We start from the raw sequence: 22,954 nt of genomic DNA, 5'->3' as shown, positions 1-22,954 counted from the left end.
GGCGGCTCGTTCGACCCCAGAGAGAACCATGACCCCGATGCGATCTAAATCCGCCCTTGAAAGCGAAACCGCAGATTGAGAACTTTGCAAAATTTCGGCGTTCACCTTTCCGACACCAATCTCGCTACCAATTGCTGCTGCTGCGGCTTCCTCCAATAACTCATTGAAACAGGCTGTAGGGACAATCTTGGAGCGAGCGGGCAAGGTAATATATTGAACGAGTTCTCTTGGGCATGACGGCAACGGCGACTTCGATGCCGTCTGTGATTTCCAAAGCGCTAATGGCCGTCTTGCTATCTAAAACTGTGATTTCGTGATATCCTGATGTCGCCTTGGAGGGCTGTTATGGGCGATTTCTTTTGGATTGGAACAGCACTCGGCGCCGTGATTGGGATGCTCAATATGTTGTTCATTTTGAGTTCTCGCCTCGGTCAGACCGGGTTAAATCAAACCAAGACAATTTGGCAAGGCCTGTGGGTATGGGCGCTTTGGACTGTGTTCGGTGCCTATGTTCTGGCGCTCTGGCTTCTTGGCGTTGTTCTCCTGGGTTTATCGCGAATTTTGCGACGGGGAATTGAGGCATGATAGTGGGGGAAGTCAAAACCGCCGCTATCATTGGTGCGGGGGTTTCTGGGCTTGCAACCGCAAAATGCCTGACGAAGGTTGGCATTCACTGCACTGTATTTGATCGCAACCCGTACCTCGGCGGCGTCTGGGCGGATGGATACCACGATTTTGGCGTTCAGGTGCAAAAGGACCTGTACGAGTTCCCGGATTTTCCGCTTTCCGAAGAAGCGTCTCATTTCACTCCGGGGCCGGTCTTTCGGGAGTACCTGGAGGATTATTGTGATCATTTCGGTATACGAGAGCGTCTACGGTTAGGCGCTCGCGTCACCTTGATTGAGCGCAAAGGTAAACGGTGGTCACTTGAAGTTGATGGTTCCGAAAGTTCTGAAAGTATTGAGGCCGATCTCGTTGTCGTTGCAGCCGGACTCTATTCAGAAACACCAAATGTCCCGAACATTCCCAAACGTGAAGATTTTGGAGGAGAAGTTCTTCACGCCAGCGAAATTAAAGACATATCGCAACTCGAAGGTCGTCGTCTCGCTGTAATCGGTTACGGAAAAAGTGCCACAGATATAGCGGGTTCGGCTGTGGATGTCGCGGAAAAGGTTCACCTCGTATTCCGAACCGCACACTGGCCTGTTCCGCGCAAACTGCTGGGTGTTCTTCCGTTCAAATGGGGAATGCTGACACGCCTCGTTGCAGCCCTGATCCCTCCGTATGTCAGACCCAGCCCAATCGTGCGCGCTATCCACTCAATAGGATATCCGTTGCCCTGGCTGTTCTGGCGTGTCGTAGAACTGCTGCTCAGTACCCAGCAACGATTGCGAACGCAAATCGCACGTGGTGAGACCCTGATGCCCGAGACGCCTGTCGAAATCGACGCGTTTACGGAAGTGACCATGGTTCCACGTCCGGGGCTCATCGACTCTATCCGATCAGGCAAGATTTCTGCACATCGAACAGGTGTGAGTGCATTCTCTTCCAACGGGATCGACCTTGCGGATGGGGATTCTCTTGAGGTCGATTGCGTGGTCTTCGGCACGGGCTGGAAGACCGGCTACCCATATCTACCGAAGTCAATACTCAACTCATTGGATGATGGGCCGGATGGGTTCTATTTATACCGCCATGTCCTGCACCCCTCGGTGCCAAACCTTGCATTCGTGGGTCGGGCATCCTCCTTCATGAGTGTGACGACCTTCGCGCTTCAGGCCAAATGGCTTGCGGAAGTCGTTGCAGGTCGTGTGCTAATACCGGATGCTGAGGCCATGCAAAGCGATATCGATGCGCTCAAGTCCTGGAAACAATCCTGGATGCCAGAAGGGCCAGCACGTTCCGCCACACTTCTACTTCACATGTGCCACTATCACGATGAACTCTTACTCGACATGAGTGCGGACCCGCTTCGCAAACGCGGTTTCCTGGCGCCGATTTCTGAGCTGATTGTGCCTTATCGTGCGGCCGACTTTCGAGATGTGGTCTGAGCGATTGGTACGCGAAGCTCCTAATATCGTTTTGACATTCATTTACAATGGATACGCGGGAGAGTTTTTGATTGGAACGACACCTGGCGGCCATACTTGCTGCTGATATTGTTGGCTATAGCGCGCTTGTCAGTGCTGACGAGGAAGCCACTTTGCAGACATACAAGGGCCACTTTCGAGCACTGGAACCGCATGTGGCTTTGAATGGAGGACGGCTGTTCAAAAAGACCGGTGACGGTTTTCTTGCAGAGTTTCCTTCGGCGTTTGACGCCATAGCTTGTGCGGAAACGATGCAGCGCCAGATGGTTGAGCGGAACGCGGCACGCGGAAAAAGCCCGGAAATGCAATTTCGTATGGGAATTCATGCGGGTGATGTTTTTGACGACGACGGTGACGTTCTTGGCGATGGCGTCAATATTGCCGCTCGGCTGGAAGGTCTGGCTCCACCCGGAGGTATCATCGTTTCAGGGCGGATTTACGAAGACGTTGCAGGCAAAGTGGATGTTTCGTTCACCGAATTGGGGCCGCAATACCTGAAGAATATAGCGCGCCCTGTGACCGCCTACTTAGTGCAGGCGGCATTCGCTACTGTACCCCTGATTATTCAATCTCGCCCAGACAAGCCTTCGGTGGCCGTATTGGCGTTTGACAATCTGTCGTCCGACGCCGAACAAGATTACTTTGCAGAAGGTATAACCGAAGATATAATCACCAGCTTATCTAGAGTGCCCTGGATATTCGTGGTCGCCCGAAATTCTTCATTTTCTTACAAAGGACTTTCGGTTGATGTTCGTCGCATCGGCCGTGAACTTGGTGTCCGCTACGTGCTGGAGGGTTTTGTTCGCGGAGCTGGTAACCGGTTACGTGTGACTGGGCAGCTGATTGACGCGGAAACCGGATCGCATGTCTGGGCGGATCGATACGATGGGAGGCTCGACGATATTTTTGACCTCCAGGACCAGATCACTGAGGCCGTCGTAGCTTCAATTGCACCAGGAATAAGACAGGCAGAAATAGACCGATCTGCCCACAAGCGTCCGGACACCCTGGGAGCATATGATCACTTCCTGCGGGCGCAGGCCTCAATCTACAGGTTCAATTTCACTGAAGCGGACGACCATTTGTCAAAAGCTCTTTCACTCTCAAGTGAGTACCCATTGGCAAGCGCTCTTCGAGGCTGGATCCGAACTTTGCTGTGGAACCCGGATACGCGACCAAACGAGGCCCAATTTGATTGCGCAATTCAGCTGGCACATGAGGCTCTGGCCGCATCACATCATGACCTGGAGGCGCAAGCATATGCCGGTTACGTTCTCGCTTTTCTGTCAGAGGACACAGAGTACGGTTTGTCATTGGTGGACCAAGTCGTCGAGAGAAGCCCAAACTGCGTTTCAGCTTGGGGATCCAGTTGCGTATTGCATGGCCTGATGGGTGAAGCGCAGATAGCACAAGCTCATGCCAGAGAGGCGCTCCGGCTCAATCCAAGTGATCCGTTGAATTACCGAGTCTATATGGGAATTAGCTTATCGCAAATTGCAGAAGAGAACTGGCGCGGTCTCAAGGAAACCGCTCAAAAAATGCGTGCATTTCATAACACAGTGACTGTATTCCGCCTTAATGAACTTGTCGCGGAGATGGCTCTAGGTAATGCGAACCGAGCAAAAGAGCTCGCGCGTATTCACATGTCGCGGGAACCTGATTTTAGCGTTTCAATGTTTCGGGATATGCGCGCTCGTATCTCTATCGCTAAGCCGGAGATCTATGATGCCTACTATAAAATGCTGGCAGCCGCAGGCATTCCTGATTAGCGCCACCAACTTTGGAATAATTGCCGGTGATCGAAAGCAAACAACGTGCGGAGGCACAATTTACTATTGTTGGAAGGATGCCCGGTTCCGGCTGGAGAGGGTCCACTCCTTGGAGTGCTGAGATGGACGGTTCTGAACGCTGCGTGAAGTCAACTATCCTTCTGCTGTTTCAATTTTCCAAGCCGCTAGCAGCCTCGGAAGCGCAACATTCCAATCCATAACACCTGTCTGTTTGGCCCAGTTATTGTATTGACCAATCAGGTCTGCCTCCAATTCGACGTTGCTCCCTCTCAAATTAGTCAACTCCGTGCGATCCGCTTCGATGTCATAGAGTTCCCAATCTTGCCCATGCTGCCTGACAAGTTTGAACTGACCCAGCCGCACTGCCGAGTTTCCTTCATGTTCGAAAAAGATAGGCTCTTCTCGCGCCCAGTCCTTGCCGCGGAACAGGTCCATCAATGACTGCCCTTGCATGGGTTGAATTTCGTGACCACCTACCTCGCTTTGGTACTGGCATCCCGTTGCTTCCAATATAGTGGGTAACACATCAACGACATGACAGGCGGCGTGCGCGTTTGCCTCAGAGGTAAACCCATTGGGCCAGTGCGCTATAAGCGGCGTCGAAATACCGCCTTCATGGACGTAATGCTTGAACAATCGAAATGGCGCATTCGAGACATTTGCCCACGGTTTGTCATAGCTCTGATATGTCTGGGCACCGCCTGGCATCACGTCGGGGCGATTTCCCATTTCGATGGGGCGGCCGTCATTTGTGGTATCCGGGAAGAACTTTGCCCATCCGTCTTCCGCCATGAATTCAGCGCAGCCGCCATTGTCGGACAAAAACAAAATCAAAGTATCTTCAAACTGCCCCAACTGCTTTAGCGCAGCGATAAGTCTACCGATGGATTGATCCATCCTGTCTACCATCGCAGCATAGGTGGCCATCTTTCGTGCCTCCCAATCGGTATTCTGCTCGGCCTCCCAGGGGTGAACAGCAACATCACGCGGAGAAATTTCCCAGTTCTTCTGAAACAGGTTCATGCTGTTCATGGTTTCGTGTCGTGCGGTACGGATCGCGTCCCAACCACCTGAATACACCCCATAATAGCGAGCGATGTCCTCGGGATGGGCATGCAGGGGCCAATGCGGTGCGGTATGTGCAAGATAAAGAAAAAAGGGCTGACCGTCGGGTGTTTCCTCGATCATTTCAATCGCCTTGTCCGTGATCGCATCCGTGAAATAGAAGTCATCAGGGAATGCCATGACACGGCTGTCATCTTCGAGCATGTAATGCGGCGAGAAGAAGTGGGTGACGCCATCGATGATCCCATAGAAGCGATCAAAACCGCGCTGTCTCGGCGTCGGATGCTCAACATCTCCAACCCGCCAGCTGTCAACTTCACGCGCCATGAAGTCTCCTGCGACATGCCATTTGCCAGACATCAAGGTCCGATAGCCACCAGCACGTAGGTGCTCTGCTATGGTGGCGCTGTCATTCCGTAAAAACCCCTGGTATGCAGGCGTTCCCAGGTTGGCCCCCATGTGGCCCACGCCGGCGTTATGCGGGTACAATCCGGTCAAAAGAGATGCCCGCGTAGGGCAACAGCGGGCGCAGTTATACATTGCAGTTAGCAGTACACCGTCCCTTGCAAGGCCATCGATGTTTGGAGTGCGTATTTCCGATCCGGTGGCTCCCAAATCTGCAAAACCCAGATCATCGGCCAAGATCAGTATCACATTTGGTCGTTTTCCTGTCGGCATTCAGAGGCTCCATTGCTGCACTGATGAGCTTACTTCACTATCGACGATGATCTTGTCCCCAAGCGACCCGACAATAGTGGGGTAGAGCCAAGGTTCTTTGATCATTTTGTCCAAGCGACTAGTTAGAGAACATGGCCTCCATAGCACAACTAACCGACTGGATGATTACCGAAGGACGCCGCTCAGGCGACCCGGTGAAAGTAGTTTCTCATTTCTGCTCATCATTAATTGAGGAAGGTGTTCCGCTCTGGCGGGTCAATATCGGTCAGCGTTTCGCCAATCCTTTACTCATCGCATGGGGGGTCGTTTGGACTCCTGATGGGACCGACAGCTACGACGTAACTCACGAAACGATGTTGACAGAAGGGTATGTTGGTAGCTCATTTGAGTACATTCTGGAGCACAGAAAGCCGCTTCACAAAAGTTTGCGACAACTGAACCCAAAGACTGAGCATTCATCATATCTTGAATTCGCTGAGTTAGGTGGCACAGATTACTATGCCACTTTGATGTATTATGGCGACGGATCTCTGCACGGCTGCACATTTGTCACACAGGAACCAGATGGCTTTTCACCGCAACATCTGGAATTGATTGAGGCCGCACTGCCTGCTCTGTCTTGCGCTTTGGAACCTGTCACGATGCGCAAGTCAGCCAAGGGGCTATTACGAACATATCTTGGCGATGGGCCCTCCGACGCTGTGTGGAACGGGCGGATCAAGCGAGGTGAACGCACAACGCTTGATGCAGTAGTCATGTTTTCTGATTTAAGAGGTTTCACGGCACTTTCAGAAGTTGCAAACGAGGCAGATGTTTTTAACGCGCTGAGCGGCTACTTTGATCTGGTTGTTCAATCTGTGGAAGATAACGGTGGCGATGTCCTCAAGTTTATGGGTGACGGAATTCTCTCGGTCTTCACCATTGCAACTCAGGTTGACCACACCGACCGATGCCGAAAGGCAGCGCGAGCCGCACAAAGTGTACTGGCCGGTTTAACGACCCTAAACCGTCGCCGCGTCGAGGTTAAAAAGCCGTCTTTGGATGTTGGGATCGGGATCAATGTTGGGCAAGTCAGCTATGGCAACATCGGCAGTCCTGGAAGACTTGATTTCACGGTTCTCGGGGGCGCAGTGAACGTTGCCAGTCGAATTGAGGGTTTGACTAAATCTATTGGCCGAAGAGTGCTGGCAACGTCTGCGATTGCCGACGCCTCCCCTGATCTGTTTTCCCCTTGTGGGTTTCACGAAGTTCGTGGCCTTGCTCGTCCAATCGAATTGTTTTCTCTCGTCGAAGGAGAGCCTTGATACGGTGTTGCATTTTTTGGGTGCATTGCAATAAGCAGGAACCGAGGATCGGGCGCCAAGTGTCATAAGGTTGGTTTGTCCCGCATTTTGGGGATTGCAAAGCCCGACGATGAAAGTCCGGTTTGGGCTGCCCTGTAGTCATCCACCCTCAACAGGCGAGTGAAAGTATTGTCCGCGATCTGTTAATTCGCAACCTCTCGGGTTTTTGCAGTGGCAGAGAAAGTCCGGTCTGACGGGCCGCACCGCAGCGGTCGATCTTGGCGACGAACGGCAGCTCTGGGCCGTCATCATCTGGTTTCAAGATGTCCTGAGCCCCGATGATGCGCGGCCGCCTAAGTCTGCAGAGAGCACATTCTTACCGATGCAGCGCTCGGTACTAAACTCCGCCATCCCGAAGAACCCGATTGTTTGTCAGGCAACCGGCGAAAAGTCCATTGTCCAGTTGGTTTCCCAGGTGGCTCCATCATCAGTCGAGAAAGCTTGTTCCCATCGTGGGACGATCCCCTTTTTCCATAGAAATCTGACGATGAGCGGCTGCCCATTCAATACGTCATGTGCGCGAAACTCACCGACATCCCCCGTGAATGTGCCCTTTACCGGTATATCAAGCGTGTGTGGTGATCGACCGTCGAGCCACCAGATTGCCCACTCCTCTGAACTGGGGTTGAAGCTGCGCAGTGCAATGGCGCGATATGATTGTCCTGGAAGCTCAACCAGGTTGTCTTCTACATTTCCATTGCCTGCAAGGATTGGTTGCGTGTGCGAACGCCCTTGGAAAACGTCCCAATCGCGGCTGCCTGTCAGCCGCTCCTTCAAGCGTCGGTGCTTTACGGTCCAAGACCCGAACATGAAGTCAAAATCATTCTGAACAACGTCTGCTGCGTCGGGGGTGAGGTCGGTGTGCATGGTCTCTCCTTTTTTCGTGACATGAGTGCTTATGAAAGAGATAACCTGACAAACCGTGTCATGTTTTTTGGAGAGCGAATGAAATCCTCTCGCTTACTGTCAATTTTGTTACGCCTTCAAATCCGCGGCCTGATGACGGCACAGCAATTGGCCGATGAATTTGAAGTCAGCTTGCGCACGATCCACAGGGACATCGACCAGCTAAGCTATGCAGGTGTCCCGGTTTTCGCCGATCGCGGACGCAATGGCGGCTATCGGTTGATAGACGGATACCAGACCCGATTGACGGGCCTTGATGTGGAGGAAGCGCGCACCCTGCTTCTGGCGGGGCTTGGCGATGCATTGGATGATCTTGGTTTGCTGGAAGCCGCAAGCCAAACAGAGCTGAAAGTCATGGCGTCGCTCTCTGGCACCACGCGCGATCAGGCAATTGTTGTTTCCGATCGGTTCTTATTGGATCCCCAGGGTTGGTATCAAAAGAAGACCACGGCGCCATTTGTGTCCGAGGTTGCCTCGGCGGTGTGGAATGAAAGGCAATTGTCGATAGAATACGAGAGCTGGAACGGTGTCGTGGACCGTGTCGTGTCGCCCCTGGCGATTGTGCTGAAAGCCGGTAACTGGTATCTCGTCGCGCTCGTCGAAACCCCACGTGTCTATAAGATTGCAAGTATCCGGAGCATCAAGGTTCTCGATGAAACGTTCTCACGCCCGAAGAATTTTGATGTCAGCGCCTTTTGGCACAGCTGGGTCGCAGATTTCGAGCGTCGGCTGAAGTCTCAACCCGTTGCGCTTCGGGTCAGCTCAACAGGTTTGAACATGTTGACGGAAATGGGCTTTGCGCCGCAGTCGCTTATTGAGATCCCGAACCGAAAGGGATGGTTCTCTGTCAACGTACAAATGGAGGTTGGCGTGAAGGCCGTTCGTGATGTCTTGTCTCTGGGTTCTGAAGCCGAGGTGCATGAGCCAGCCGCATTTCGAGAAGACGTGATCGCTGAGGCCCGCAAAGTTATCGATCTAAATGTATCTTGAATTCGCCGAGGTCCGCTTAGTGCAGATGAGCGAGCACTCTTTGCGATCGCAATGAACTTCCGCATTGTCCCGCACAACAGACTTTGCACTTTTTATTTGCTCTCGAAATCTAGCGCTCCCATATCTAACACATGCTTCGCCTGACCCCGATCCTGCTGGCCATTGCCTATGCCGTCGTGATGTACCGGATTTCCGTCTGGCGCACTCATCGTGAGCTGGATGCGAAATCCACCGAACTGGCGGATCCGGCGCTGAAACGCATGACCGACCGGTTGGCGGCGGCGCTGGAGATTGATCGAGTGCCTGTCTACATCTATGAGATCGACCCCGTGAACGGGCTGGCCGCGCCGGATGGGCGGATATTCATCACGCGCGGGTTCTATCGCAAATTCTGCAACGGAGAGGTCTCGGCCGAAGAGATGGCCAGCGTGATTGCGCATGAGTTGGGCCATGTGGCGCTGGGGCATGCGCGACGCAGGATGATCGATTTTTCCGGCCAGAACGCGCTGCGGGCGGCGTTGATGATGCTGCTGAACCGGTTCATTCCCTTCATCGGTGCGTGGATTGCCAATATGCTGACGCATCTTCTCGCCTCACGGCTGTCGCGCGGGGATGAGTATGAGGCGGATGAATATGCCGCCGCCCTGCTGACCAAGGCAGGGATTGGCATCGGGCCGCAGAAATCGCTGTTTCACAAGCTTGAGGAATTGACCCAACAGCGCGCCGGGGTGGTTCCGGCATGGCTGATGAGCCATCCCAAGACGGATGAGCGGATTGCGGCGCTGGAGGTGCTTGAACAGCGTTGGAACGCGGGTGGTTAGGTTCGGATGCGAGGGGCCAGCCCCTCGCGCTCCCCGGGATATTTTAGGCCAGATGAAGCTGGGATCTTGGTCAGGTTGTGAGGGCTTTGCCAAGTCGCGGCAGACGTGCTTTTTTCATCAACGGGCGCAGGGTCCATTGATCGCCTGAGAGGCGATTGGCTTGCGCCAAAACCGCTGCGGCAATGTTTGCGATGCCATCCGGGTCTATCAGCCAGAATCTGTGAAGCAGCCCGTCGGGGTCATGGCGGGTGAGGCCTTCTTCGGCCAGAAAGTGTTTGGGAAAATCTTTTGCGTTCACGGTGACAATGACATCGGCGGAACTGGCCACGGCTGTTGCGAGAACATGGATGTCGGCGGCGTCCGGCAGCCAGAGGCGTCGTTCCAGCCCCGGCGGCGATGGATGCTCGGCCTTGGGCCAACTGGCTTGTGTCAGCGCGATTTCAGCGCGGGCTTGCGCCTCGCCCTCGGGGCCGAGTTTGCGGGCGGCACGGGCCCATTCCTCAAGGATGCGGGCGGACCAGATCGGTTGGAAATGGCCAAGTTTGGCGGCCCCCAGCAGCATTTCCCGCATCACCGTGGGATAAATCACGCAGGTGTCGAGAACCGCTTTCATAGGCGGTAGAACACGGCCTTGAGATAGCCGCTTTCGGCCAGTTGCGGCAGTTGCGGATGGTCCGGGCCGGCGAACCCGGTATGGATCAGTTGCGCCTGCCGTCCTGCCCGGCCTATGCCGCGCGAGGAGGCATCGCGGAACCGACCCAGATCAGCGGCGTGCGAGCAGGAACACAGGCCCAGATAGCCACCCGGTTTCACCAGAGGTGCGGCAAGGCGCGCGATCCGTTCATAGGCGCGCAGACCGGCATCAAGTGCCTGTTTCGAGGGCGCAAAGGCCGGGGGGTCGCAGATGACCACATCGAACATCGCGCCTTCCTCGCCCAATTGTGTCAGCACATCAAACGCATCGCCCTGACGGGTTGCAAAACGGTTGCCGAAACCTGCTGCTTCGGCCCCCTGCCCGGCCAGCGTCAGCGCGGCGGCAGAACCGTCGACGGCAAGTGCTTGCGCGGCACCACCGGCCAGCATGGCCAGACCGAAACCGCCAACATGGCTGAACACGTCCAACACCTGCGCTTGGGGATGTACCAGACGGGCCGCAAAGGCGTGGTTTGGGCGTTGGTCGTAGAACAGGCCGGTTTTCTGCCCACCGGTCAGGTCGGCCATATAGGTCGCGCCGTTCATCGGAACCGCAAGCGGGGCTTCGGGGGCCGTTCCGCGCAGGGTCTGGTTGATGTCGTCGAGTCCTTCCAGCCCTCGGGTGCGACCGGAGGCGTTTTTCAGAACCGTGGTCACGCCCGTCACTGCGATCAGAGCATCCGTCAGAGCCTCAAGATGCGCTTCGGCCCATGCGGCGTTGGGCTGGATGACGCAGGCGTCTGCGAACCGGTCGATGATTACGCCGGGGAAACCATCAGCCTCGGCATGGATCAGACGGTAATAGGGTGCATCGAACAGGCGTTCGCGCAGCTCCAGTGCCCGGCGCAAGCGGGTCTCGAACCAGTCAGTGTCAAGCTGGGCGTCGATGTCGCGATCCAGCACCCGGCACATGATTTTCGACTCTGGATTGACCGCGACCAGCGCAATCGGCTGCCGCTTGTCGTCTTCCAGCACCGCCAGGGCTCCGGCAGCGATCTTGCGGGTGCGTCGGTCGGTGACGATGTCATTGGCGTAGACCCATGGGAAACCATGGCGCAGCCCGCGCGCGTTGGCTTTGGGTTTCAGGCGAATACGGGGGCGGTCGGATGAGGCGGTCATGGCGCTCTCATAGCTGTGAACCGATTGAGGGGAAAGACCCGTTAGCGGTTCCGGTTGCGCCAGCCGCCGCGCCGTCTGGGGGCTTGCGCCGATTGCAGCCCTTCGGCCAGCACCTGCGTCATCGGATGATCGCCCGCCTGCGCCGCATAAAGTGTGTGCAGCGCGGTCAGCGCCTCATTCTGATCCCGGTCCTCGGGCAGGCTGAGCGCCCAGTCGAGAAAGATGCTGCGGCATTCGGGCAAAGTGATGCCGTCGATGCGATAGGCCTCGCGGATCAGGCCCTTGTGATCGTTGGGATCGTCACTGCGCGGCATGTTTACCCTCCTTGAACCACGTCGCCGATCAAAACGGCGGCGGTGTTGTAACTGTCCTGCAACGCGGCCTGCAGATCTTCGACCTGATCGAACCCGGTGGCCCGGCAGAGGAACGCCGTGCCACCCTCACCGATCTTGTCCGCCTCGATGGCTTTACCCGACAGAAGCCGTGCTGCGCATTGCACTGACCAGCATAGGTCGTAACACTCCTTCAGCGTTTGCGCCTGCGCGACCTCCAACAGCCCGGCAGCGACCGCGCCATCCAGACCGGAATGCACATCGCGCTGCACGATACCAGACAGCACGGCACCGGTCTGAGACAGCAGTTCGATATCCATCATCCGTCCGGCACCGTTCTTGGCGTCCCAAACGCCTGCCGGAGCCTTTGCGGCCGCCAGACGGGCGCGCATTTCAGCGACCTCGGTCAGAACCTTGGTACGGTCGCGGGGGCGCGAGAGGAACTCGGCACGGAAGCTTTCGATATCCGCTGCCAGCCCGGCATCCCCGGCCACCACATGCGCGCGCGTCAGGGCAAGGTGCTCCCACACCCAGGCCTCGTTCTGCTGATAGTTGGTGAAACTGCTCCAACTGGTGGCGACAGGCCCCTGATTGCCCGAGGGGCGCAGGCGCATGTCCACCTCATAAAGCCTCCCCTGCGACATCGGCGCTGACAGCGCAGTGATAAGCGCCTGCGTGAACCGCGCGTAATAGGTGCGCGTGGCCAGCGGGCGCGGCCCCTCTGACATCTCCTGATCCTGCGGGTCGTAGATGACGATCATATCCAGATCGGATTGCGAATTGATCCGCCCGGCACCAAGCGAGCCCATGCCCAGAACCGCCGCTCCACGCCCCGGCGCAGGCCCATGTTTCTTGGAGAATTGGGTTTCGACACAGGGCAGAACCGACGCGATTATGGCCTGCGCCAGTTCCGCATATTGCTGCCCGGCCTGCGCCCCTTCGATGAGCCCGCGCAGATGGTGGACGCCGATGCGGAAATGCCATTCCTTGCACCAGCGCCGGGCGAGGTCGAGCTGAGTTTCATAGTCATCTTCCGCAGACAAAGCCTGCGTCAGATCCTCCCGCAACGCTGCCTGACCCGGCCATTCGCTGAAGAAGCTACCGCCGATCACCGCGTCGAACACGGCGGCATTGCGCGACAGATGCGTTGCCAACGCGTGAGAGGTTCCGACGATATCAACCAGCAGATCGATCAGCTGGGGGTTCGCCTCGAACAGTGAAAACAGCTGCACCCCGGCGGGTAGCCCGGCCAGAAAGCCATCAAGCGCCATCAGGGCCTCGTCGGGTTTCGCGGTCTTGGCAAGGCGTGACAAAAGCTCGGGCCGCAGACGTTCGAAAATGCGCGCACCGCGCTGTGAGCGTAGCGCCGGATAGGTGGTCCAGCGGGCCAGTACCCCCTTGTCGAATTCAACCTCTTGCGTGGCTGCAGGGCGCGGGCTGGCACCGGGGGCAAAGAAGCCTTCGGTCAGTTCATGCACCTCGGTCAGGCGGCGGGTCAGATCGGCCCGCAGTTCGGTGCTGCTGAAGCCCATCAGGCAGGCGACCCTCTCAATCCCGTCTTCGGATTGCGGCACCTTGTGGGTCTGGGCGTCGTGTACCATCTGGATGCGATGCTCGACCTCGCGATGGGCGCGGTAATGATCGGTCAGCTTTTCGGCGACCTCTTCGGGCACCCAACCCTTGGCGGCCAATGCCGCCAGCCCCGGCACCGTGCCGCGCACGCGCAGATCCGGGTCGCGCCCCCCGGCGATCAACTGGCGAGTCTGAGTGAAAAACTCGATCTCTCTGATACCGCCCTGCCCCAGCTTCATGTCATGACCGGGGATCGAGAGGCTTCCGCCTGTCCCTTTGTTTTCGCGAATGCGCAGGCGCATGTCATGGGCGTCCTGAATGGCGGCGAAATCCAGATGCCGCCGCCAGACGAACGGGCGCAGCGCCTCGAGAAAGCGTTCGCCCGCCGCGATGTCCCCGGCGCAGGCGCGTGCTTTGATATAGGCCGCGCGTTCCCACGTCCGGCCAACGCTTTCATAATACCGCTCAGCCGGTTCCATCGCCAGACAGACCGGCGTGACAGCCGGATCAGGTCGCAGCCGCAGATCGGTGCGGAAGACATAGCCGTCTGCCGTCTTGTCACTCAGCGTGGCGCAGAAATTCCGCGTCGCCCGGACCATGCCCTGCCGGGCCTCGTAGAAGTCATCCGGGTCAAAGCGTGTTTCGTCAAACAACACGATCAGGTCGATATCTGAGCTATAGTTCAGCTCATACGCACCCATCTTGCCCATCGCCAGAATGACCATCCCGGCAGCGGTTTCGACATCCTCTTCGGTCATACCGGGCAACTTTCCCCGGCGGATCAGAGCGGCAATCTCGGCCTTGGCGGCCACATCCGCCGCCAGTGCACCGAAATCGGTCAGGGCCCCTGTCACCTTCTCCAGTGGCCACGCCCCGGCCAGATCGGCCAGAGCCGTCAGAAGCGCCATCTGCCGCTTGGCCCGCCGCAGACCGGGTTTCAACTGGTCGGCGGGCACCGCCCGCGCAGCAGTCATCACATCCGCCAAAGCCTGATCCGGATTCAGCAACGCCTCGGGCAGCCAATCCCGTTCTTGATCAATCAGCCCTTTCAGATAGGGGCTCGACCCGGCTGTACCTGCGATCAACTCACCCTGTTCGGCAGTCAGATCCGGCAGTGCAGCGCGAGTTTCTGCGCCAAGAGCGGCGTCAAATGCCCGCGGAGTTCTGTTGATGGCAAGGCTCATATGCGCTCCAACGGCGTGTCCTGGCTGAAACTGTTGATCCAGACATCATGCCGCCGCTCCCAAAGCGAGGAAATCAGCATCGCCTCCGCCCCTGTCGCATCCGGGCGCGTATAGTCCGCACGATAGGTCAACAGCACGATGTCCGATGTCAGAACCCGCAGCTTGGCCTCGGACAACTCATATGTGGCCATCGTCGGTGCATCGGCAAACTGCCCCACATGATCATCACGGTTGGCAAATCCGCTCGGATAGACCCCCAGAAAATCAGGGCTCAGCAACGCCCGGTCAGCCTGCGCATTGCCGTCCACCAACGCCGTCCAGACCTGTTTTTCCAGCGAAAGCATCTGATCGAGTGTTGGGGCGGATTTATTTTCAATATCTTGCATGGCCAGAAACTACTATTGTTGGCTGTGGTTCGCTGAAAGGTGGTGGAAAGGCGCATAAAGTTTTGAAAACGCGAGCCCATATCCCCTTATCGGCGTTTGGTCTTTCGGCACCCTAGTGTTTTTTGATCTGCGATAAAACCGGATTTCATATCAACGATGTTCAATCCCAACCCCGGCCAAACCAACCCAGCACTTGTTGCAACTTCCGAACCCGCCTAGGCTTGATTTTATGTGCGGAAAATTTGCAGCCGGTCACCTGACGCAAAAAGAGATGTTGGCGATCATGGAGTTCTTTCTCTATGGGAAAGTCTCGCCGCACTTGCCCAGCCCTCTTCCTTCGGGTGGCTACAATATTTCCCCCACCGATCAGATAAGCATGATCCGTTGGAATGGCGCTTGTGCCGAGCTAACCACTGCCCGCTGGCAAATCACCGATCCCCGCAGCAAGAAGCCGATGATCAATTCCAAAATTAAAAATGTCAGCTTCTGGCAAGACTACTGGGATCACGGCCGCTGCCTTATCCCGGCACTTGGTTATTATGAATGGCAACAGGATCAGGGCCACAATTGTCCGACCTATGTTTCGGTGAGGCGCAATTCACCAACGCTGTTCTTTGCCGGCTTCTATCGGACCAAGGATGGCAAACACAGTTGTAGTATCATGACGCGCAGCCCGAGCCCGCAGATATCACACATTCACAACCGTATGCCCGTCATCCTGACACCAGAGGAGATCGAGAACTGGTTGACTGGTGTTATTACCCCGCAAGACGCACAGAAAACGCTTGGAACGGGATACGAAGGCCGCATTGAGTATCACACGGTGAAACCGATCAAGGCCGGTACAGATGGTGAAGAACTGTTGGAGCCTTTTGCGCCGCCGGTCCAAACCCGCTTCGAGTTCTGAGCTGAGTGGACTTTGGTCAGACAAGAAGCCGCGTTTACATTGCTTAGGTTATCGTTGCTGAAGAAGTAGTCAGCATCACACTCTTGCCACCTCCGCATAAATCAATCCGGCTGCGGCAAACCAATGTAAATCTTTTTCACATGACCCCTTGCATTAGCGACATCCCCCTCCCATCTAGGCAATGTAAACAGAATTCACATCAACCAGGAGAACCCAAATGACCGCATTGTCCGAACACGCCGTTCCTGCAAACCCGGGCTGGCTGCACCGCGCCGAAGCCTGGCTTGACAGCAAGGGCAAAGGGGCCTGGATCGCCGCAATGGTCCTTGGCTTTATCTTCTTCTGGCCCATCGGCCTGGCCTTTCTGGCCTACATGATCTGGAGCAAACGCATGTTCAGCAAATCCTGCAGCCGCCGTTCGTCGTGGAACAGCCACATGAGCGCTATGAAACCCTCGGGCAACAGCGCCTTTGACGCCTACAAGGCCGACACTTTGGCACGCCTGGAACGTGAACAGAAGGATTTCGAATCCTTCCTGCGCCGCCTGCGCGACGCCAAGGACAAAGCCGAATTCGATCAGTTCATGGACGAACGCGCCCGCGACAATCGCGATGATGCGGAAAATGGCGAACAGCCTGCCTGATCCTGCCTTGCCCTGTCCCGCATCTCGGGACAGGGTGCCTTTGCCTAACAACCGGACCCACTCATGACCCACCTGCCCGATCCCGACAGCCAGCCGGAGTTTTACCAATCCGTGGCCACCAAGCGCTTTTTCGCATGGCTGTTTGACATCGCTTTCATCTCGTTGCTGTGCACAGTGGCGGTTCTGTTTACCGCCTTTCTGGGGCTGTTTTTCATTGCCCTGATTTATGCCGTCGTCAGCTTCGTCTACCGCGTGGTCACCATCGCAAACGGCTCTGCCACCCTGGGCATGCGCTTCATGGGGATCGAGTTGCGCGACGCCTTCGGCGCGCGCATGGACACCGGCAAGGCCGTCGCGCATACGGCAGGCTATTTCGTCAGCATGGCAATCCCCGTGCTGCAGATCATCTCGGTCATCATGATGATGACCAGCGCGCGAAATCAGGGCCTGACGGATGTCTTCCTTGGCACAGTCATGATCAATCGGCGCGCCTGAAAACAACTCTGTGAGTCTCTTGGCGGCGCCGGGAACCGTTGCTATCATCCGTCCCGAAGAAACGCGGGACCTACATGCGACACACGCTGCCAATCGCGCCACAGTTCTATGTGACCGCCCCCCAACCCTGCCCTTATCTTGAGGGCAGGATGGAACGCAAACTGTTCACCGCCCTTCAGGGGGAAGGCGCGGACCAGCTGAACAATTGCCTGTCGCAGCAGGGGTTTAGGCGCTCGCAGAATGTGCTCTACCGCCCCTCCTGCACCGATTGTTCCGCCTGTCTGTCGGCCCGGATCGACGTCTCGGCCTTCCGTCCCAGCAAAAGCCAGAAACGCGCGGGCAAGCGAAATGGCTTTCTTAAGCGGCGCGCCACCTCGCCCTGGGCCACGGATGAACAGTTCGAGCTGTTCCGTCGCTATCTCGATGCCCGCCACGCCGATGGCGGCATGGCCGATATGGATGTGTTCGAATTCGCCGCCATGATCGAGGAAACCCCGATCCGCAGTCGCGTCGTTGAATATGCAGACCCTGAAACCGACGAATTGATCGCGGTCAGCCTGACCGATGTGCTCGAAGATGGGTTGAGCATGGTCTACTCGTTCTACGATCCTAAGTTCCAGCAGAACTCGCTGGGCACCTATATGATCCTTGATCATATCGAGATCGCGCGCGAAGCCGGGCTGCCCTATATCTACCTGGGCTACTGGGTGCCCGGCAGCCCCAAGATGGGATACAAAGCCAAATTCGCAGGGCTGCAGGTCTATTCACGGGGCGAATGGCAACTGATCGAAAACCCCGAGGAATACGCGCAGGCCTCGCATCACCCCCTGTCCTCAGCCCCGATTGCCGAGCAGGTGGCGAATATCCAACTGCCCGACCGGCGCCCGACCAAAGGCTGATCCGTCATGCGGCAGAGCCTTCATGCGGTTACCCTTGTGGTTCCGGATTACGACGCGGCGATTGCGTTCTACACGGGCGTTCTGAAATTCACGCTGACTCAGGATATCGACCTGGGCGAGGACAAGCGCTGGGTCCGCGTCACCCCTCCGGGGTCGGTCGGAGCATCATTGTTGCTGGCAAAAGCGGATGGCAGGGAACAGGCCGCCGCAATCGGCAACCAGACCGGAGGCCGCGTCGGCTTTTTTCTGGAAACCGATGATTTCCACCGTGACCACAGCGCCATGCTCGAAGCCGGTGTCGGGTTCGAGGAAGCCCCGCGCCATGTACCCTACGGCATCGTCGCAGTCTGGCGCGACCCGTTTGGAAATCGCTGGGACCTGATCCAATTCTCCTGATCCGCCTCTTCATCTGGCCAAAAATATCTCGGGGCTGAATTGGCCGCAGGCCAAGAAGGGGCTGACCCCTTCCCCAAAAAACAAAGCAAAGGGGGCCGGTGGCCCCCTTTTCCATTTCGTTACAACCCGGATCAGTTCGGGATCAGATCAGGTACGATCGTCACGATCGCAGGGAAGAACCACAGGATACCGATCCCCACCACCTGAATGATCACAAACGGGACGATACCGCGATAGATGTGGCCCGTCGTCACTTCTTTCGGCGCAACGCCCCGCAGATAGAACAGCGCAAACCCGAAGGGCGGCGTCAGGAACGAAGTCTGCAGGTTCACCGCCACCATGATCGTCACCCATTTCGGATCGAACGAGCCGCCATAAATGACCGGCCCGACGATGGGGATCACGATGTAGATGATCTCGAGGAAATCCAGCACAAAGCCCAGAATGAACAGCACCAGCATCACGATCAGGAAGACGGTGAACTCGTTGTCGAAGCTCTTCAGGAACTGCTGAATATAGTGCTCACCGCCAAACGAAATCACCACCAGGTTCAGCAATTGCGAGCCGATCAGGATGGTGAAGACCATCGAGGTCACCTTGGCCGTCTCGCGCACCACCGGCGTCAACACACCGCTTGCAAACAGCACCCAGCAGCCGAACAACAAACCGAATAAGGCGTACAGGTAGGCTGAATACGCGATGATAAAGGCGATCCAGCTTTCGACCGAGACATTGCCCTGATTGATGCGCAGATCGAAATTCACGCCCATCAGCAGCGCGATGATCACCGCGAAGGTCGACCAGATGATCACCTTGCCCGACCGGCCCTGATCCTGCAGCTTGCGATAGGCCGCCAGCATGATGGCCCCGCCTGCACCCAGCGCCGCTGCGGGCGTCGGGTTGGTGACACCACCAAGGATCGACCCCAGAACCGCGATGATCAGAACCAGCGGCGGGAAAACCACGCGGATCAGATCATTGGTAGCACAGCGCGCAGCAGCCTCTTTGCAGCCATACATGGCAATTGCAAAGGGTATCGCCAACAACAGGAACGTCGCCCCGGACGAGGTCGTGGGCGCAATCAGCAGCACATCGACCAGCAGCATCAGCAACAGACCGATAGCACCAACGATCAAAGGCTGCGGCGACCGCGACGGCGCAATCCCGCGCCCCATCACCAGCGTCAGGCCCAACAGCACCACCATTACGGCCACACCGTTTCCAATCGGCGCAGCGGCGGCAATCTTGGCCTGTTGCGCTGCGGCCAGTTCCTCTTCGCTCAGGCGCTGTGCCTCAGACGCGCCACCGGCGGCGTCAATCGCCTCCTGTTCGGCCACGGCCTGATCCCAGGCGGATTGGCCATGCAGCTCGATCATCGAGGCCTGACATTCCGCCGACACGTTGGTCCGCAGCGATGCGCCCTGCCCGATATCCGAGAAGGCCGAGACCGAGACGTTCTGGCTGCCGATCACACCCGCGCTGCCCAGCAGAATTGCCCCGACGATCAAAGCGACCGGGGCGCCCAGCAACCAGGTCAGACCTTCAGAACGTGTGATGGTCTCACCCGACCCCCCCGACATTTCAACCGCAGGAGCCTTGTGCGGGTTCAGCAGCGCATAGCCAAAGGCATAAAGTGCGTAAAGCAGCGCCAGCATGATGCCGGGCAACAATGCCGCCTGAAACAGCGTCCCCACGGACACCACCGCAGGCTCACCCAGATAGGTTAGCGCATCGGTACATCCCGCCTCGACCGCGCGGGTTTCCTGCGCGGTGGAATAGAGATCACCCGCCAGTGTGCCCAGCAGAACGATCACGATGGATGGCGGAATGATCTGCCCCAGCGTCCCGGACGCCGCGATCACACCGGTCGCCAGTTCCGGCGAATAGTTATTGCGCAACATGGTCGGCAGGGCCAGCAGGCCCATGGTCACCACGGTCGCGCCTACGATGCCGGTCGACGCGGCCAGGAATGCCCCCACAACCACAATCGACACGGCCAGACCACCGGGTAGCGGGCCAAAGACGCGCGCCATCGTGGTCAGCAGGTCGTTTGCGATTTTCGAGCGCTCCAGCGTGATGCCCATCAGGACAAACATCAACACCGCCAGCAGGGTCTCGATGGATTGCCCCGCCAGAACGCGTTCGTTCATGCGGTTCACGATGAACGAAACGTTCCGGTCCAGCGCGGTTTCCCAGCCCTGCACAAAGACCGGCTCGGCGATCCTTGGCAAATCCGGGTATCGGAACACGGATATGACATCCGGTTTCACCCCGGAATTCACCAGATCCCGATACGCAGTCGACCCGGTATCGATTGCCTGATGAATCAACAGCCCGGCGCTGTCCAGCGCCGCGATGATCCCGAAGGAAATCACCCCGGCCCCACCGATGGCAAAGGCCACCGGGAAGCCCGAAAGAATGCCTCCGAAAAGGCAGCAGAATACAATAATGAGGCCTATCTCGACGCCATCAAGTCCGAATAGCATTGTCTGGTTCTCCGTCCCTAATGCGCGCCTTCGTAGGCTTCTTCACCCTCGCCAAGACTGTCCTTGTCGAGGTATTTTCCAGTGCTTTCCGGCCCTTCCACATATTCCAGATACGAGCGATACAGGAACGCGATCGCATGCAGGAACACCATGGCCGCAAAGGCCACCAGCAAAATCTTGAACAGGAAGTAGGCGTTGAAGCCGTTGGGGCTGAACCCGATGGTCTCTACATTCCAGCGCAGCGCGCGGGACTTGGCCAGCAATCTGTCCAACGTATCACTGGCTGACGGTTTCGGCACGATCAGGTGCCGCCACATGAAATACCAGCCATACATCCAAGTCAGCACCGCCATCGGCATCATAAACAAAACCGCGCCGCACATATCAACGACCCGCTTGGCGCGATGGCTGATGCCTGCATAGATCAGGTCGACCCGCACGTGACCGCCCTGCACGAATGTGTAGGTGCAGCAAAGGCAGACAACCATGGCGTTATAGAGTTTAAGTTCTTCGGCGAACCAGCTGATATCCATCTGAAAAGGGATACCCAGACCAAAGGACATATCAGGGCGGGTAAACACCCGTTGCATAAATACGATAACGATCTGCTGGATCACCATCAGCAGACCCGCCCAAGCAAAGAAACGGCCCGTTGTGTTGGCGAAACCTTCCAACACGCGCACCATTCCCCACATGAAGTTCCGGTAATAAACCCCTATCGCGGTCAGCACCAAAAACATCGCGAAGATCACGAAGAAGAACTCGACCGAACCGCCGTAATAGACAAAGCGCATGATCGCCTCTTTGTCCGACCAGTTCAGCCAGAGCTGCGGATGCGTGATGGCGTATCCGAAATTATAGAAGGCTTCGGCAATGTTCTGAATGAACCAGATCAGTCCATTCCACAGGGCGCCGAAGAACGAGATACCGTTTTCGTCCTGCATGTTGTCCCCAGGTCGCATCGGTTGCACGTTTTGTTTGCGGTGTGTCCGAACCGCTTATGTGCAACGGGAAAGGCTCCCCCGGCAGGCGGGGGAACCGATTGCATTGAGCCAGCTTTTAGCCGCGCACGCGGTCGCGCTGCGAGGTGTAGACGCCCGACGACAGGTTGTTCCAAGCCGAAGATTCGGCCATCGACGCCATTGCGCTGTCATGAATGCGCTTGAACAGCTCGTCGCCCATGTTCTCGTCCAGAACTTCCTGGCTGGCTGCACCAAACGCGTCCCAAACGCTGTCCGGGAATTCCATGACCTTGACGCCACCGGCCTGCAGGCGGGCCAGAGCGGCACCGTTGTTGGCCAGGAATTGCGCCAGGTTCCACTGGTGGCATTCGGCGGCTGCGATCTCGATGATCTTCTGCTGCGCGGCGGACAGGCTGTCATAAACCTCGCGGTTGGTTGCCAGCGACAGACCCGCACCCGGCTCGTGGAAGCCTGCGGTATAGTAGGTCTTGGTGATTTCCTGGAAGCCAGCCTTTTCGTCAGCCCAGGGGCCGATCCACTCGGTTCCGTCAATCGCGCCGGACGACAGCGCCTGATACACTTCCGAACCCGGAATGTTCTGAACCGACGCGCCCAGTTTGCCCAGCGCTTTACCGCCCAGACCCGGCATACGGAATTTCAGGCCGTTAAAGTCTTCGGGGCTGTTGATCTCTTTCGAGTACCAGCCACCCGCCTGCGCGCCGGTGTTGCCCGCCAGGAAGGATTTCAGGCCGAAGATTTCGCCCAGTTCATCATGCAGCTCCATGCCGCCGGCATGGTAGTACCAGTTCACCAGTTCCTGCGCGGTCATGCCGAACGGAACAGCTGTGAAGAAGGCATAGCCCGGATGCTGGCCCACAAAGTAGTAGTCTGCTGCGTGGTACATATCAGCCTGACCGGACGACACCGCGTCAAACACTTCGAACGCGCCAACCAGTTCACCGGCGGCTTTGATTTCGACGTTCAGGTTGCCGTCCGACATGGTGGTGATGCTGTCGGCGCAACGCTGCGCACTGTCGAAAACGCCCGCAAGGCCACGGCCCCACGAAGTCACCATGGTCAGCGTGCGCTTGCCCTGCGCATAGGCGGGCGCGGCCAGCGTGGTGGCTGCCGCGGCCGAGCCGCCCAGTGCCGATGTTTTCAGAAACTTACGACGATCCATATGAGTGATCCTCCCCT

The 22,954-nt window shown here is 57.2% G+C and carries 22 protein-coding genes; 11 read left to right on the top strand and 11 right to left on the bottom strand.

Translation table 11 applies throughout. The features are described 5' to 3' along the window. A partial coding sequence (locus ACR0K9_RS02900; RefSeq protein WP_480820599.1) for a hypothetical protein occupies window positions 1-204 on the bottom strand: 204 nt, incomplete at its 3' end. A 141-nt stretch (window positions 205-345) separates the two neighbouring features. Here ACR0K9_RS02900 and ACR0K9_RS02895 point away from each other — a divergent pair. From ACR0K9_RS02895 to ACR0K9_RS02885, 3 genes are all read left to right on the top strand, one after another. Next, window positions 346-585: a hypothetical protein gene (locus ACR0K9_RS02895; protein WP_480820597.1), complete on the top strand. Its 240-nt coding sequence runs from the start codon at window positions 346-348 to the stop codon at window positions 583-585. Then, window positions 582-2,051 carry a flavin-containing monooxygenase gene (locus ACR0K9_RS02890; RefSeq protein ID WP_480820595.1) on the top strand — a complete coding sequence of 490 codons (1,470 nt, stop codon included), beginning with the start codon at window positions 582-584 and terminating at the stop codon, window positions 2,049-2,051. The genes ACR0K9_RS02895 and ACR0K9_RS02890 overlap by 4 nt, the downstream gene beginning before the upstream one ends. Window positions 2,052-2,122: 71 nt before the next feature. After that, window positions 2,123-3,859 carry an adenylate/guanylate cyclase domain-containing protein gene (locus ACR0K9_RS02885; protein ID WP_480820593.1) on the top strand — a complete coding sequence of 579 codons (1,737 nt, stop codon included), beginning with the start codon at window positions 2,123-2,125 and terminating at the stop codon, window positions 3,857-3,859. Between the two features lie 153 nt (window positions 3,860-4,012). On the opposite strand, the gene ACR0K9_RS02880 is transcribed toward ACR0K9_RS02885, so the two are convergent. Beyond that, window positions 4,013-5,623, bottom strand: coding sequence for an arylsulfatase (locus ACR0K9_RS02880; protein ID WP_480820591.1), 1,611 nt, complete (start codon window positions 5,621-5,623; stop codon window positions 4,013-4,015). 131 nt (window positions 5,624-5,754) lie between these two features. On the opposite strand from ACR0K9_RS02880, the gene ACR0K9_RS02875 reads away from it, so the two are divergent. After that, window positions 5,755-6,927, top strand: coding sequence for an adenylate/guanylate cyclase domain-containing protein (locus ACR0K9_RS02875; RefSeq protein WP_480820589.1), 1,173 nt, complete (start codon window positions 5,755-5,757; stop codon window positions 6,925-6,927). Between the two features lie 411 nt (window positions 6,928-7,338). On the opposite strand, the gene ACR0K9_RS02870 is transcribed toward ACR0K9_RS02875, so the two are convergent. Beyond that, a complete protein-coding gene (locus ACR0K9_RS02870) occupies window positions 7,339-7,833 on the bottom strand; it encodes a DUF1579 domain-containing protein (RefSeq protein WP_480820587.1) in 495 nt (164 codons plus the stop codon). Between the two features lie 78 nt (window positions 7,834-7,911). On the opposite strand from ACR0K9_RS02870, the gene ACR0K9_RS02865 reads away from it, so the two are divergent. Next, window positions 7,912-8,862, top strand: a complete 951-nt coding sequence (locus ACR0K9_RS02865) for a helix-turn-helix transcriptional regulator (protein ID WP_480820585.1) — start codon at window positions 7,912-7,914, stop codon at window positions 8,860-8,862. A 131-nt stretch (window positions 8,863-8,993) separates the two neighbouring features. Continuing rightward, window positions 8,994-9,683, top strand: a complete 690-nt coding sequence (locus ACR0K9_RS02860; RefSeq protein WP_480820583.1) for a M48 family metallopeptidase — start codon at window positions 8,994-8,996, stop codon at window positions 9,681-9,683. A gap of 70 nt (window positions 9,684-9,753) precedes the next feature. Here the strand turns inward: ACR0K9_RS02860 and ACR0K9_RS02855 are convergent, their stop codons facing one another. From ACR0K9_RS02855 to ACR0K9_RS02835, 5 genes are read right to left on the bottom strand one after another with little or no spacing between them, the layout of a single operon-like run. After that, window positions 9,754-10,296, bottom strand: a complete 543-nt coding sequence (locus ACR0K9_RS02855; protein ID WP_480820581.1) for an RSP_2648 family PIN domain-containing protein — start codon at window positions 10,294-10,296, stop codon at window positions 9,754-9,756. Then, on the bottom strand, window positions 10,293-11,495 hold the full coding sequence (locus ACR0K9_RS02850; RefSeq protein WP_480820579.1) for an RSP_2647 family RNA methyltransferase: 1,203 nt from the start codon (window positions 11,493-11,495) through the stop codon (window positions 10,293-10,295). The genes ACR0K9_RS02855 and ACR0K9_RS02850 overlap by 4 nt, the downstream gene beginning before the upstream one ends. A 41-nt stretch (window positions 11,496-11,536) precedes the next feature. Then, on the bottom strand, window positions 11,537-11,809 hold the full coding sequence (locus ACR0K9_RS02845; RefSeq protein WP_480820577.1) for a hypothetical protein: 273 nt from the start codon (window positions 11,807-11,809) through the stop codon (window positions 11,537-11,539). A gap of 2 nt (window positions 11,810-11,811) precedes the next feature. Beyond that, entirely contained in the window at window positions 11,812-14,583 is a 2,772-nt protein-coding gene (locus ACR0K9_RS02840) for a [protein-PII] uridylyltransferase family protein (protein ID WP_480820575.1), read from the bottom strand. Beyond that, window positions 14,580-14,969, bottom strand: coding sequence for a DUF4440 domain-containing protein (locus tag ACR0K9_RS02835; RefSeq protein ID WP_480820573.1), 390 nt, complete (start codon window positions 14,967-14,969; stop codon window positions 14,580-14,582). The genes ACR0K9_RS02840 and ACR0K9_RS02835 overlap by 4 nt, the downstream gene beginning before the upstream one ends. A gap of 229 nt (window positions 14,970-15,198) precedes the next feature. Between ACR0K9_RS02835 and ACR0K9_RS02830 the strand changes: the two genes are divergently transcribed. The 5 genes from ACR0K9_RS02830 (at window position 15,199) to ACR0K9_RS02810 (ending at window position 18,309) form a co-directional block, all read left to right on the top strand. Next, window positions 15,199-15,876: an SOS response-associated peptidase gene (locus ACR0K9_RS02830; protein ID WP_480820571.1), complete on the top strand. Its 678-nt coding sequence runs from the start codon at window positions 15,199-15,201 to the stop codon at window positions 15,874-15,876. A 217-nt stretch (window positions 15,877-16,093) separates the two neighbouring features. Beyond that, window positions 16,094-16,519, top strand: a complete 426-nt coding sequence (locus ACR0K9_RS02825; protein WP_480531902.1) for a DUF2852 domain-containing protein — start codon at window positions 16,094-16,096, stop codon at window positions 16,517-16,519. Between the two features lie 63 nt (window positions 16,520-16,582). Beyond that, window positions 16,583-17,014 (top strand): RDD family protein, encoded by a 432-nt coding sequence (locus ACR0K9_RS02820; RefSeq protein WP_480820569.1) that lies wholly within the window; start codon window positions 16,583-16,585, stop codon window positions 17,012-17,014. A 74-nt stretch (window positions 17,015-17,088) separates the two neighbouring features. Further along, entirely contained in the window at window positions 17,089-17,913 is an 825-nt protein-coding gene (locus ACR0K9_RS02815; RefSeq protein WP_480531898.1) for an arginyltransferase, read from the top strand. Window positions 17,914-17,919: 6 nt separating this feature from the next. Beyond that, on the top strand, window positions 17,920-18,309 hold the full coding sequence (locus ACR0K9_RS02810) for a VOC family protein (RefSeq protein WP_480820567.1): 390 nt from the start codon (window positions 17,920-17,922) through the stop codon (window positions 18,307-18,309). Between the two features lie 131 nt (window positions 18,310-18,440). Here the strand turns inward: ACR0K9_RS02810 and ACR0K9_RS02805 are convergent, their stop codons facing one another. From ACR0K9_RS02805 to ACR0K9_RS02795, 3 genes are all read right to left on the bottom strand, one after another. After that, window positions 18,441-20,795, bottom strand: a complete 2,355-nt coding sequence (locus tag ACR0K9_RS02805) for a TRAP transporter large permease (RefSeq protein WP_480820565.1) — start codon at window positions 20,793-20,795, stop codon at window positions 18,441-18,443. A 17-nt stretch (window positions 20,796-20,812) separates the two neighbouring features. Beyond that, entirely contained in the window at window positions 20,813-21,739 is a 927-nt protein-coding gene (locus ACR0K9_RS02800) for a TRAP transporter small permease subunit (RefSeq protein ID WP_480820563.1), read from the bottom strand. Window positions 21,740-21,854: 115 nt separating this feature from the next. Beyond that, the gene (locus tag ACR0K9_RS02795; protein ID WP_480531890.1) at window positions 21,855-22,937 is read right to left on the bottom strand and encodes a TRAP transporter substrate-binding protein; all 1,083 of its coding nucleotides are present in this window, start codon (window positions 22,935-22,937) and stop codon (window positions 21,855-21,857) included. Between the last annotated feature and the right edge of the window lie 17 nt (window positions 22,938-22,954).

This window comes from Ruegeria sp. L12 (genome assembly GCF_056531745.1).
The sequence above is the reverse complement of the archived record's forward strand: the minus strand, read 5'-3'. Positions and strand labels throughout refer to the sequence as shown.